The organism is Dokdonia sp. PRO95 (genome assembly GCF_000355805.1).
GTDB lineage: Bacteria > Bacteroidota > Bacteroidia > Flavobacteriales > Flavobacteriaceae > Dokdonia.
This window is the reverse complement of the sequence record NZ_CM001837.1, coordinates 2,824,924-2,838,391: the sequence shown is the minus strand read 5'-3', so window position 1 is coordinate 2,838,391 and position 13,468 is coordinate 2,824,924. Positions and strand designations below refer to the sequence as shown.

Annotated in this window: 12 protein-coding genes; 4 read left to right on the top strand and 8 right to left on the bottom strand. The window is 37.2% G+C overall.

Annotation, left to right across the window (positions count from 1 at the left end; all coding sequences use genetic code 11):
- Positions 1-40: 40 nt before the first annotated feature.
- Both D017_RS12820 and D017_RS12815 read left to right on the top strand, forming a co-directional pair.
- Complete coding sequence (locus D017_RS12820) at positions 41-1,381, top strand: DEAD/DEAH box helicase (RefSeq protein ID WP_035336952.1); 1,341 nt, start codon at positions 41-43, stop codon at positions 1,379-1,381.
- A 95-nt stretch (positions 1,382-1,476) separates the two neighbouring features.
- The gene (locus D017_RS12815) at positions 1,477-2,310 is read left to right on the top strand and encodes a phospholipase A (RefSeq protein ID WP_035336951.1); all 834 of its coding nucleotides are present in this window, start codon (positions 1,477-1,479) and stop codon (positions 2,308-2,310) included.
- A 95-nt stretch (positions 2,311-2,405) separates the two neighbouring features.
- Here the strand turns inward: D017_RS12815 and D017_RS12810 are convergent, their stop codons facing one another.
- Positions 2,406-4,046, bottom strand: coding sequence for a hypothetical protein (locus tag D017_RS12810; protein WP_035336948.1), 1,641 nt, complete (start codon positions 4,044-4,046; stop codon positions 2,406-2,408).
- A gap of 268 nt (positions 4,047-4,314) precedes the next feature.
- Between D017_RS12810 and D017_RS12805 the strand changes: the two genes are divergently transcribed.
- Positions 4,315-4,884 (top strand): hypothetical protein, encoded by a 570-nt coding sequence (locus tag D017_RS12805; protein WP_081804694.1) that lies wholly within the window; start codon positions 4,315-4,317, stop codon positions 4,882-4,884.
- Positions 4,885-4,909: 25 nt separating this feature from the next.
- Complete coding sequence (locus D017_RS12800) at positions 4,910-6,937, top strand: M13 family metallopeptidase (RefSeq protein WP_035336946.1); 2,028 nt, start codon at positions 4,910-4,912, stop codon at positions 6,935-6,937.
- Positions 6,938-7,002: 65 nt separating this feature from the next.
- Here the strand turns inward: D017_RS12800 and D017_RS12795 are convergent, their stop codons facing one another.
- From D017_RS12795 to D017_RS12765, 7 genes are all read right to left on the bottom strand, one after another.
- Positions 7,003-7,743 carry an SDR family oxidoreductase gene (locus D017_RS12795; protein WP_035336944.1) on the bottom strand — a complete coding sequence of 247 codons (741 nt, stop codon included), beginning with the start codon at positions 7,741-7,743 and terminating at the stop codon, positions 7,003-7,005.
- Between the two features lie 278 nt (positions 7,744-8,021).
- Positions 8,022-8,828 (bottom strand): type 1 glutamine amidotransferase domain-containing protein, encoded by an 807-nt coding sequence (locus D017_RS12790; RefSeq protein WP_192816517.1) that lies wholly within the window; start codon positions 8,826-8,828, stop codon positions 8,022-8,024.
- An 8-nt stretch (positions 8,829-8,836) separates the two neighbouring features.
- The gene (locus D017_RS12785) at positions 8,837-9,997 is read right to left on the bottom strand and encodes an iron-containing alcohol dehydrogenase (RefSeq protein WP_035336943.1); all 1,161 of its coding nucleotides are present in this window, start codon (positions 9,995-9,997) and stop codon (positions 8,837-8,839) included.
- Positions 9,998-10,025: 28 nt separating this feature from the next.
- Positions 10,026-11,024, bottom strand: coding sequence for an NADP-dependent oxidoreductase (locus D017_RS12780; protein ID WP_035336941.1), 999 nt, complete (start codon positions 11,022-11,024; stop codon positions 10,026-10,028).
- A gap of 13 nt (positions 11,025-11,037) precedes the next feature.
- On the bottom strand, positions 11,038-11,670 hold the full coding sequence (locus D017_RS12775) for an NAD(P)H-dependent oxidoreductase (protein WP_035336940.1): 633 nt from the start codon (positions 11,668-11,670) through the stop codon (positions 11,038-11,040).
- 28 nt (positions 11,671-11,698) lie between these two features.
- Complete coding sequence (locus tag D017_RS12770; RefSeq protein WP_035336939.1) at positions 11,699-12,283, bottom strand: TetR/AcrR family transcriptional regulator; 585 nt, start codon at positions 12,281-12,283, stop codon at positions 11,699-11,701.
- 244 nt (positions 12,284-12,527) lie between these two features.
- Positions 12,528-13,427 carry an EamA family transporter gene (locus D017_RS12765; RefSeq protein WP_035336937.1) on the bottom strand — a complete coding sequence of 300 codons (900 nt, stop codon included), beginning with the start codon at positions 13,425-13,427 and terminating at the stop codon, positions 12,528-12,530.
- Between the last annotated feature and the right edge of the window lie 41 nt (positions 13,428-13,468).

Here is a 13,468-nt window from a genome sequence, read left to right as displayed (position 1 = left end):
ATTTAAGAGGATAAATAGGATTTAAAATAAGACAGAGACTATGACAAGTACTTTTACTGCATTAGGCGTGATGGATGCCATCCAGAAAGCTTTACAATCACAAGAGATTACTTCACCTACAGATATACAGCAGCAGGCCATCCCTGCTATGCTTACGTCTAAAAAGGATGTCATAGCACTCGCACAAACTGGAACTGGAAAAACGGTAGCCTTTGGGGTACCGTTATTACAGCTTATAGATCGTACAAATCCGACTACCCAAGCAATAATTCTAGTACCTACTAGAGAACTAGGGCAACAGATACAATCTAACATGGCGGCACTTGCGGTAAACCTTCCTAAGGTGAGTATTGCCGTTCTTTATGGAGGTGTACCTGTAAAAGATCAGATAGAAAGACTTAAGGAACCTGCTCAAATTATTGTAGCAACACCTGGACGTCTTATAGATCTTATGGAGCGCAAGGCTATAAACATCACACAAGCAAATTATCTTGTTCTTGATGAGGCAGATGAGATGGTAAGCTCACTTAAAGATAGTCTAGATACTATTGTTACTGCTATGCCTAATAATAGAAGGACTTTTCTATTATCTGCTACCATGCCGGGAGCAATCAAACAAATAGTTCAAAATTACCTTTCTAAGAACCCAATAGAAGTTAGCGCCGAAATGGCGACCCTAGGTAGTCAGAAAATTACACATGAATATGTAGTTGTTGAGCCTATTGAAAAACTAGACGTTTTAATGCATTTCTTGAACTCAAGAATAGGGCAGAGAGGTATCATCTTTTGTAAAACAAAAGCAGCAGTTAATAAACTATCCAAAAATCTAGCGATTAATAAATTCTCTTCGGGAGCCATCCATGGAAGTTTAAGTCAGGCTATACGTGACCGTATGATGGGGCAATTTAGAGAAGGGCACATTGACATTCTGGTAGCAACAGACCTTGCTGCTAGAGGTATTGATGTAAAAGGTATTGAATACGTTGTAAATTATCACCTTCCAGAATTTTACGATATGTATGTACACAGAAGTGGTCGTACAGCTCGTGCTGGTGCAACTGGATATGCGCTTACTATATTACAAGAAGAGGAAGTAAAAGAGATTCCTGAGTTTGAACATGAGCTTGGTATTTCTTTTTCCGCTTTCGCGAAAGCGTCACCACAACAAATTGAGGATAATAATACGGTACTATGGGCTAAGAAAATCTTCAAAACGAAGCCTAACAGAGAAATTGCAAGTGAACTAAAAGATAAAGTACACAACGTTTTTCACCACTTAACAAAAGAAGAACTCATTGATAAACTGATGGCAGAACGTATCGCATCTACTCTTAAAAGTAACGAACCTAAGCCGCTTCCAAAAAAGAAGAGGAAAAAATAAGCTCTAAACACAAGAAGCTGTCGTTTTCTTTTAGTTAGTTTAAGTTTTCATTGCAATGGCTCAGCATTGTATTAGTAATTTCATATCTTAAACTGATGATAAAACAACTATTTATATTTGTTCTGACTCTGTCTTGCAGCGTTGCTTTAGGCCAGCAAATAACTCGTGAGAAGTTTAATGATTCTTTACAAGACTTGCCTTCATTCTCTAGTTACCAAGACAATTACTTTGTTACGGGCTTACCTACAAACAGAGATATAGATCGCAATAGCGCAGATGCCAAATTTCAAGTAAGTTTCAAACAGATTATCTCAAGGGACTTACTTCCGTTTGAGTCCTATTTGTATTTGACTTATACACAAAAGGCATTCTGGAATATTTATAAAGAGTCATTACCATTTAGAGATGTAAATTTTAATCCGTCTATCGCTATAGGTAAAGCCATTTTTAATAAGGACAATCAATTGAGAGGTATAGCCTCACTTGAATTTGAGCATGAATCTAACGGCAGAGACAGTATATCTTCTCGTAGTTGGAATCGTATTACCGCTGGATACACAACACCTCTTTTTAAAAATACTACAGCACGATTTGAGCTTTGGCTGCCTTTTGGTTACCAAGAAAGTAATGAAGATCTTTTAGATTATGTAGGAGTAGGGGAAGTACACATTAACCATGAGATTAAACATGATAAGCTCACATTAAATCTTATGCTACGCAAGGGACTAGGTTTTGATGGTAGAGGCGTGGTGCGCTCTAGATTATATTATAATCCTTTTAAAACAAGTAAACTTAACCAATACATCATGCTTGAGTGGTATTTAGGTCAAGCAGAATCATTACTTGATTACCAGCAATCAAGTAGTATCATAAGATTAGGTTACGTTATTAAGAGTACAGAGTTTAACTGGTTTAGGAGTAAGAAATAGAAGACTTTCATTTAAACAGAATCAGCTATCCAGTCAACATGGAGCACTTGTTGATTTAAAGAGTTTTTAATAAGAATCAGGAAAACAACAGTAATCTATAGCTTAATTCTTAAAGCTCCTCCGGCTGTTCTGTACATATCACCTTGAGTAAGTCCACCTGTTCCTGCAGTAGCATCATCTTCAAATATAGGCAACCCAGAAAAGTTAACATCCACCGCTTTAATCTTACCGTTAACTTCTAGTTTTTCAGTAAGAACAGCGTTTCCAGTATTTATCCCAACATTTCCATTGTCATCAAGACGCATTCTCAATTTGTTGTCAATAGTGCCATCTGTTGAAGTGTGAAAGTCAATACGTCCTGGCATGTCTGAGGCTCCAGTACGATTATTTGCCATAGACCCCATTCTAATAGCAGATGCATTTCTGTATGCAGTACCATCATATCCTTGAGCTTCCATGTTATAGTAATTTGCATTAGCCTTACCAGAAACGGCTTGTGGATTGTTTTGTGTCCCAAAAGCACTACGGATGTGAAATGAAGTAATGTTAGTACCATAGCTGTGAGCATCAAAATCTGCATCACCACTAAAGTTATCATCACCATGAATTTCCAAGGCTTCTCCTGGAGTATCTGTGCCTATACCTACATGACCATTTTTTAAGATGGTTAGTGCATTATTGAACGTTGTTACACCACCAGTTCTAAAACCATTTCCTACACTAAAAATTCGATCTTCACCTACGGTTAATGATGTGGATGCAGGTGTATAATCTGTGTTGTATAAACCAACGGCAACTTCACTATAAGAACGCGCAAGCAAGTTATTACCTAAAGCAACACTACGATCACCAGTAGCTCTATTAACATTTCCCATGGCAATAGCTCCTTCCTTATCTGCAACATTCGTAAATCCAAAAGCTATACTATTAAGTCCTGAAGCTTGATTGAGACGTCCCAGAGCAAATGAATTTTCACCAGAAGCGGTACTTGTATTTCCAAGAGCTACAGAGTGCAGTCCTGTGGCTTTACTGGCAAGAACACCAGCCATTGCATACTCGCCACTTGCAACATTTGCCCTACCAAAAGTTGTTGCATAAGCAGCTGAGGATTCGTTAATGTACCCAAAGCTAGTAGCATTCGCACCAGACACTTTATTTTCACGCCCTATTGAGACTGCATAATCTCCAGAAGTATCACCACCACGACCTATGTTTGTAGAAAACGTTCCACTAGCTACGCTATTAAAGCCTAGTGCGACGCTGTAATTTCCTCGGTTTGCATCATCCCATGAGTCATCATCATTATATCCAGCTCTAAAGGCTCCTCTACTTTTGTCAAAAAACAAACGTCTATCATCATCGCCTCCAGCTATATTTTGAAGAGAAGTACTTCCTACTACAAAGTCGTCAACCTTTCTATTTGTGGTATTTCTTATAACTCCTCCTATGCTTACAAACTCTCCTTTGTTATCAATAGGCACCCATATAGTACCATCAAAATACCAAAAACCCTCATTTCCATCATCTTGAAAAACTAATAGTCCTTTTACTGGAGAATCGATGTCCTCTTTTTCTGTTTCTGTCATTCTTGGAATGAGAATACCTGCTTCTGCGGAAGTGATATCGAGCATACTTGATGCGTCTGGAGAGGTAGTACCTATTCCAACTTGCCCAGTTAACGTTAAATTACCGAGTATGGTGCAAGCTAATGCGAATAGGTGATTTTTGTAGTTCATAGTGTAATCTTAAAATTCAATGTGTTGATTTGGGATTCTACATCGCGCACAAGATACGCATAACACACATTGTTTAATGTAAGAATATGCTTCTTAGTATCAGAGGAATTCCTTATATAATATGATGAATATCTCATTATATCAGACGTAATACACATATTTATCAAAACCTCAGATTTTAAATTTATAAAGTGCTGATATAAAAATTTTTACAGTGGCCCTAAAATATTAAATATCTACACTTTACTTAATTTAATTACATTTGAGAATGATAAAAAATCTTCTTTTTCTTCTCGTAATCGGTTTAATTTCAGTTTCTGCCACTTCACAAACAGAATTACCTTCTCAACAATTTTGGAATACGCTCAAGGCGCATTGTGGTAAAGCATACCAAGGAGTACTTAAACAACCTAAAGAAGATAAGGCTTTTGGTGGTAAACAACTCACTATGCATGTACGTTCTTGCAGTGAAAACGAGATTAGAATCCCGTTTTTTGTAGGTGATGATAAGTCACGTACGTGGATACTTACTATTAATGACGGAATTATCTCTCTAAAACATGACCACCGCCACGAAGATGGCAGCGAGGATGAAATTAACTTTTATGGTGGTACAGCCAGTAACGCTGGAAAAGCAAATATTCAATTTTTTCCTGCAGATGTCCACACACAGCAAATGATTCCCGGAGCAGCGACTAATGTGTGGTGGATTACCGTAGATGAAACATCATTTACATATAACTTAAGAAGACTAGGTACAGATCGTTTGTTTACAGTCGTAATGGATCTCACAAATCCTATAGAAACTCCAGACGCACCTTGGGGATGGGAAGAATAATTTAAATCTATTTAATAATAACCTTATGAAAAATCTTGTTTACTCAGCAGCCATAGCTGTTTTAGTGATTTCATGTGATACTAAAAGTGGAAATGAAGATATCGCTCAGCAAAAACAGAAAGCTATTGCCTTTGACGGTATAGATACCTCCATTGCACCTGGAGATAACTTCTACAATCACGTCAATAAAACGTGGTATGATAATGCTGTTATTGCAGATGATCAAGTAGGAGTAGGAGCGTATAGATTTTTAAACATTCCGCAGCAAGAGTTATTAAAGAATATCTTAGAAGAAGTCTCAACAGAAACACATATCAAAGGTTCTGTAGAACAACTTGTAGGTGATTTTTATGCGTCAGGTATGGATACTTTAAGTATTGATAAACGAGGGATTGAACCTATGAAGCCCATTCTCAATCGAATTGAATCCATTAATAATGTTTCAGAGATGATGGGCTTTGTGAGCAATCAAATCATGAGCGGAGATTATTCGGTAATAGCTCCTTACATATCTCCAGATCAAAAAAATAGCACTGTAAACATTCTGCATGTTGGTCAGACTGGTTTAGGATTACCTGACCGTGATTACTACTTCAATGAAGATGGCTCGTCAAAAGCAATTCAAGAGGCCTATAAAAAGTACATAGCTACCATATTTGAATTAGTGGGTGAGGATAACGCTTTCGCGAAAGCGGAAACAGTATACAGCATAGAACAACAACTTGCTAGCGCTCATAAAACACGTATCGAGCGCAGAGTCATAAAGGACAACTACAATAAGTTTTCAGTTGAAGATCTAGCGGCTAAACAACCTGCTATAGGTTGGCCAAAAATGCTAGAGAACTTAGGAGCAAATGTAGACTCTCTTGACGTTAGACAGCCCGCATATTATGATGCATTGAATAGCATGTTATCAAGTGTGCCACTAGCGCAGTGGAAAGTATATCTAAAAGCACATTCTATAAGTAGTCATGATAATATCTTAAGCACTCCATTTCAAGATGCTGCATTTGCCTACACTAAGGTTATTTCTGGACAGTCTGAGCAACAATCTCGATCTAAACGCATGGTACGTAATGTAGACAGGCAAATAGGATTTGCATTAGGGCAGCTGTATGTCAAGCGTTACTTCAATGAGGATGCAAAAAAGAGAGCGCTGGAACTTGTAAATAATTTTCAGAGCGCACTAGAAGTTCGCATTGAAAACCTAGCATGGATGAGTGATAGTACTAAAGTAAAAGCTAAAGAAAAGCTGTATACTATCAATAAAAAAATAGGGTATCCAGATGTATGGCGCGAGTATGATGTGTCAATTGACAGAGGGCAGTTTTTTGAAAACGTAGTAGCTTTACGTAAAGACAGTTACAACTACGAACTTAAACAATTAAACAAAGCGCCTAATCGTGATGAATGGGGTACAACACCATCTACAGTTACAGCATATTATAACCCATCTCTTAATGAAATAGTGTTTCCTGCAGGAATATTACAGCCGCCTTATTTTGATCTTTATGCAGACGATGCTGTAAATTATGGAGGTATAGGTATGGTAATAGGTCATGAGTTTACACATGCTTTTGATGATCAAGGAGCGCAGTATGACAAAGACGGTAATGTGACTAACTGGTGGACAGATGATGACTACAAAAAATTTAAGGCAAAGACGCAGCAAATTATCGAGCAGTATGATTCTTTTACCGTTTTAGATAGTGTGCACCTTAAAGGAGCACTCACAGTAGGTGAGAACACCGCAGATAATGGCGGAATCGCAATTGCTTATGATGCCTTTAAAATGACTGAGCAAGGAAAAGATACGATCTCCATAGGCGGTTACACGCCTAATCAAAGATTTTTTATGTCTGTAGCTCGTATTTGGCGAGTAAAGACAAGAGATGAATACTTGCGTAATTATGTGGCTACAGACCCACACTCACCACCTATGTGGCGTGTAAACGGTCCATTAATGAACTTTACACCTTTTTATGAAGCCTTTGATGTAGTAGAAGGACAAGAAAACTTTAAGAAAGAGGAGGAGCGCATAGAAATTTGGTAAAATAAAAGGGTATGCTTTTGCGAAAGCATACCCTATATTATTTGCATTGTTATAATTACCTGAGCTTACTTTTGCTCACTTGGTACGATATAAACATCATTAATATTTACACGTGCTGGCTGGCTTAATGAGTAATAAATTGCATTAGCAATATCTTCAGATTCTAATGTTGTCATTTCTTGCATTCCTTCCATCATTTCTTTAACGTCCTCGTCTGTGATTGTTTCAGTAAGGCTTGTACTTACGGCACCTGGCTCAATAGATGTTACGTTAATTCCATATTCTGGAGCTAGCTCTTGGCGTAATCCTTCAGAAAACATTTTTACAGCGCTTTTTGTGGCGCAGTACACAGCTCCACCAGGAAAATAGCGATGTGCTGCCATTGAAGATATATTGATAATATGTCCTCCTTTATTTTTTTTCAGTTCTGGTAGAACGGCTGCAACTCCATTTAATACTCCTTTAATATTTACATCTACCATTTGCATCCACTCATCTGTTTTGAGTTTTTCTATAAATGATAGCGGCATTAATCCTGCGTTATTTATAAGCGCATCTATCTGACCATATTCCTTTATCGCTGCCTCAACACCTTTATCAAAGTCATCCTTGCTTGTTACATCTCCTGTTGCTACTATTGCCTTACCTCCCTTATCTGAGATTGCTTTTTGTAACTCTTTTAATTTATCTTCACTACGAGCCATTAATACCACATTAGCCCCGTGTGATGCTAGTTTGTGTGCGGTTGCTTCTCCTATACCACTTGATGCTCCTGTAATGATTATTGTCTTATTTGTAAGTTCCATAATTTTGTTTTTTTATAAAGTTAAGTGGACTTTGCAGCTTTACCATAGGTCTTAGTTGTATTTTAAGAAGGCAATAAGAGTGTTTTAACGCATTGTAGTCAACCTACGGGCTAGATGTTAATTTCACTAACATTTATAATTTTAATGTCATTTATAGCTTTTTACGCTTTCGCGAAAGCGTGACTTATCAAAATAAATTAGACTAAAGAATACCACACTTGATTCCATAAAAAAAGGTTGCCAAATGGCAACCTTTTTACTTGTAATAATTACATCAATTACTTGATACTTTCTAATAATTTATCTGCAACTAGTTCTGACGAAGCTGGGTTTTGACCTGTAATAAGGTTTCCATCTTGGATTGCATATGCAGCCCAATCTTCTTTTTTAGAATAGATACCACCGTTTTTAGTAAGCATGTCTTCTACTAAGAAAGGTACTACCTCAGTAAGTTGTACAGCTTCTTCTTCAGTATTAGTAAATCCTGTTACTTTTCTTCCTTGTACTAATGGGTTTCCATCAGTTCCTTTTACACCTTTCAATGCAGCTGGAGCGTGACATACAAAAGCTACTGGCTTATCTTGACTATTAAATTTTTCAATAAGTGCGATAGACTTATCATCATTTGCAAGATCCCATAATGGTCCATGACCTCCTGGGTAAAATACAGCGTCAAAATCATCTGCATTCATATCTGCAAGCACTTTTGTGTTTGCGATAAGGTTTTTTGCAGTTTCATCTTTGTCAAAACGCTCTGTAGCTTCTGTTGCAGCGTCTGGAGAGTCACTACTTGGATCTATAGGTGCAGCTCCTCCCTTTGGAGTTGCGATTGTGATGTTTACACCTTTGTCAAGTAACGAATAATATGGCGCAGCAAATTCTTCTACCCAAAATCCTGTTTTCTTTCCAGTGTCTCCTAGTTGGTCGTGTGATGTTAATACAAATAAAACGTTCATTTCTTTTTCTTTTTTGGTTTCTGTTGTTACTTCCGAAACTTTTTCAGAAGTTGTTTTTGTGTTTGATTCTTTACAGCTTGTTGCTGTAATAATAGTAAGCACAAGTGCTAGTGATTGGATAATTTTCATAATTGTTATTAGTAAGCCATTTTGACTATTTTCTCTACATTATCAGGAGTTAATGATTGGTGTTCTCCTAGACCTTCCCAGCCACGATCTGTAAATCGCTTAGAAATTTTCTCAGCAGTTCCTTTGTAATCTTCTGTGTAATCTGAGAGCTTCGTATCTATTCCTAATTCTTTGAAGAAAGCCTCCGTCTTTTCAATAGCAGCATAGGCTTTATCATCTACACTACCATCCGTTACGTTCCATACACGTTCTGCATATTGAGCCAGTTTCTCTTTCTTAGCTTCAAAATTGAATTTATAGTGACTAGGAGCAATAACTGCTAGCGTACGTGCGTGATCTATACCAAACATTGCTGTAAGTTCATGACCAATGGCATGTACCGCCCAGTCCGTAGGAACTCCTTTTTGGATTAATCCATTAAGAGCCATAGTACAACTCCACATAAAATCTGCTGCGGCTTTGTAATCTGTTGGGTCTTTAATAACATTAGGAGCTACCTCGATAAGTGTTTGTAAGATACTCTCGGCAAAACGATCTTGTAAACGCGCACCTATAGGGTACGTCATATATTGCTCAAGAACATGAGTAAATGCGTCTGTAAGACCATTTGCTAGCTGGCGTTCTGGAATAGAAGTAATAACCTGCGGATCTAAGATCGAAAATACTGGAAATAATCCTGGACCTCCCATAGCAAGCTTTTCTTGCGTTTCCTTTCTCGTAATTACAGATCCTGAGTTCATCTCAGATCCTGTAGCTGGTAGTGTTAATACCGTTCCAAAAGGCATTCCTTTCTCAGTTTTAATATTCTGTGTAAGAATATCCCATGGCGTATCTCCATCATAAAGAGCTGCTGCAGATAAAAACTTTGTTCCGTCAATTACAGAACCACCACCCACAGCAAGTAAATATGTAATTTCTTTGTCTTTAATTACCTCTAACGCTTCCATAAGTATTGCATACTCAGGATTTGCAGGAATACCTCCAAACTCAGTAACATCTACATCTGATAGCGCTGTTTTTACTTGGTCGTAAATTCCATTCTTCTTGATACTTCCACCACCATATAATAATAGCACCTTAGCATCTGCAGGAATCTCTTCACTTAGCTTTTCAATCGTATCCTTTCCAAAGATGACTTTAGTCGGATTCTTAAATTCAAAATTGTTCATCGTACTTTTCTTTTTCTTTCAATAATCCTTAGATCTTTACGACCATTTTCCCTTTGTTTTTACCTTCAAATAAATCAAGAAAAGCTGTTGGGATATTTTCAAAACCTTCTACTACAGTTTCCGTGTAAGTCAGTTTACCTTCAGATAACCAAGTAGCCAGTTGCTTCATAGCCTCGGGAAATTTCTCTGCATAATTTGAAACAATAAAGCCTTGCATTAGTGCGCTATTTTTAACTAAAAACGGCTGTACACTCATACTCATTGGTATTTCTGTATTATTATACACAGAGATTGCTCCACAAATAATCATTCTTGCAAAACGATTTATATTTACGAGCACTGCGTCAGATATAGGACCACCTACATTATCAAAGTAAACATCTACACCATCTGGCGCTGCAGTTTTTATTGCCGCCGCCATATCATCTGTAGTGTTGTAGTTGATAGCTGCATCAAAGCCAAATTTGTCTTTAAGCATTGCTACCTTCTCATCAGTTCCAGCAATTCCTACTACGCGTAGTCCTAAGATTTTTCCAATCTGTCCTACAACGCTACCTACAGCACCAGCCGCACCAGAAACTACGAGCGTTTCTCCAGCTACGGGTTTTCCTATCTCGTGTAAACCTAGAAAGGCTGTAAGTCCAGTCATTCCTAAAATACCTAAGTATGCACTTAATGATGCTTTTGACGGATCTACTTTAAGCAGTCCTTCTCCAGTATGCACTTGAGCAGTTGCCCAATCTAGCATTCCAGAAACATAATCACCTTCCTTAAAAGCATCATTATTAGATGCTATTACTTTTGCAACTACACCAGAATGAATAGGTTTACCTATTTCAAAAGGTTCAATGTATGACTTAGCATCACTCATTCTACCTCTTAAATAAGGATCTACAGAAACATATGCTGCTTCTACTAAGATTTCACCAGAACCAGCAGATAAGCTTTTTTCGTCTGTAACAAATTCAAAATTTGATACAGATGGTGTTCCTTCTGGTCTACTTTTTAATAATATACTTTTAGTCATCGCTATATATCTTTTACTCTATTACAGTTACCATATCTTCCATAGGTTTCCTCACCTTTACAAGATTTACTAGCCAGTCTTCATCTTCTTTTCTGTAACCTAAAGGAAGTAATACTGCACTACGTAAACCTTTTTCGCGTAAGCCTAATATTTTATCTACTTCTGTAGCGTCAAAACCTTCTAGTGGTGTTGCATCTACATTTTCATAAGCTGCGGCAATAATTGCATGCGAAAAAGCAATATATGCTTGTCTAGCAGCGTGCTCAAAGTTTTCTTGCTCGTCTTTTTGAGGGTAAGAGTCTAATAACATCTGGCGGTAATTTTCCCAACCTTCATTTTTAAATCCTCTTATATCATTAGTAAGATCAAACATGTAGTTGATTCTCTCAGGAGTATATGTGTCCCAAGCTGCAAAAACTAATAAGTGTGAACAATCAGTGATTACAGACTGGTTCCAGGCCACAGGTCTTATTTGTTCTTTAATATCTTGGTTCTTAATCACCATAACCTCAAAAGGCTGTAGTCCGCTTGAAGTAGGGGCAAGTCTTGTAGCTTCTAAAATTCTCTCAATTTTATCTTCGGCTACTTTTTCACCATTCATTGCCTTTGCGGCATATCTCCAGTTTAACTTATCTAATAAATCCATATTCTTATTATTTGCGTTCTTGTTGTTTTTATTGACATACTTTAATACTACTCCATGCAGATTGATAAGCCTCTTCCATGTGTGTTTTATCTAATTGAAATGCTCCTCGCTTTTGGGTCATCATTAAAAATGAAAGCGGATTAATTGCATATGCGTATAATATAAAATCTGATAATGGCTTAATAATTCCTTCCTTTTTACCGCGTTCCCACAAGTCGAGTAGGGGCTGTAAGTGCTTTATTCCTTCTTGTCTACTTTCTTCATCAATCATTGGGGTATTATCACACTGTGCGAGAAACATTGCTTTCTCACATTCTTTTAACTTGAAATCTGCAATACGTTTCCAGATGTATTCAAAACCAGATTCAACAGAGAGGGAAGGATCATAAGATGCAAATGCATACTCGGTATAAGAAGCCTTGACTTCTATATAGGTTTTATTAACGAGGTCTTGCTTATTCTCAAAATATAAATAGATAGTAGCCGGAGAAACGTTTGCCATTTTGGCTATTTTACTCATAGGTGTAGCATGAAAACCATTATTGTTTACAAGCTCTATGGTTGCTTTTACAAGCGCATTACGTTTATCTATACTTTTTTGAAGTTTTGCCATGTTATCCAATTAACGATGCAAAGATAGCTTCAAAAATGAACGTTCATTCTTTTTTAACAAACATTTAATTTAAGGCAGAAATAGATATAGTAATAATCCTTTTTAAATAGAGCTGGTTTAATAGACACGAAAGGGGATAGGTAAGATGTTACGCTTTCGCGAAAGCGTAAAAAGAACATTTTCATGTATGCTAAAAAATCTAATATAGACTCATACAAATGAAAGACAACCGAACCTTACCTTACTACGAATACAAAATGAGGAAGACACCAAGTAAAATACCTGCGAGTGGAATCAATTTCTTACGTTTATTTTTTTCCTTAAATACAAGACCACCTATAACTACCGCAATGATAAGTTGGCTACGTTTTATTGCAGAAAGTAACATGATAAGCGCATCAGGATCCTGTAGCGCTTTAAAATAAAAATAATCGGCGGTTTGCAATAGCACACCTACTGCTATAATTGTCCATCTAAAGGTAAATGCTTTTCTTTTTTCTGCTTTTGGAAACCACGTAATTGAGAGTATCACTAGTAACATTAAGATGGTATACCAACAGAACCAGAATTGCAATGTTTGCGGGTTAAGAGCTAGGCTCTGAATTAGGAACTTGTCGTACAATCCGCTAGAGGCTCCTAAAAAAGTAGCACCTATTATGGCAAAAATCCACTTATTCTTTCTAAAGTGAATCCCTTCTTTCTTACCAATATTTGCATAAAGAATTACTGATAGAATAATCACAAAGAAACCTACCCACTGCAGCGCATTTGGCTGTTCTTTGTAAATGAAAATAGCACCTATAAATGTAAAAAATGGCCCCGCAGATCGTATAGGAGTAACTATGGTGATAGGGAGGTGCTTTAAGGCTTGATAAGCTAGAATCCATGAAGCAGTCATAATCATGGACTTGATAATGATAAATCCATGCGTTTTCCAAGGAATAGAAGTGATGTGAAACCCTATTTCCTTAGTGTATTCTGGAAAAAATCTTGAACCTATAAAAAATGGAAGTATTAATACAAAGCCTGCACTAAGCGTACCTAACAATACTGGTAACACCTCGTTACCTTGCACTGCATGTTTCTTTGCTAAGTTGTGTAATCCAAGAAATAGTGCGGCGAGTAAGCCTAAATACATCCACATGGCGCGAATATACTTTTTTGTAAGATTTTAAAGTGCGTACA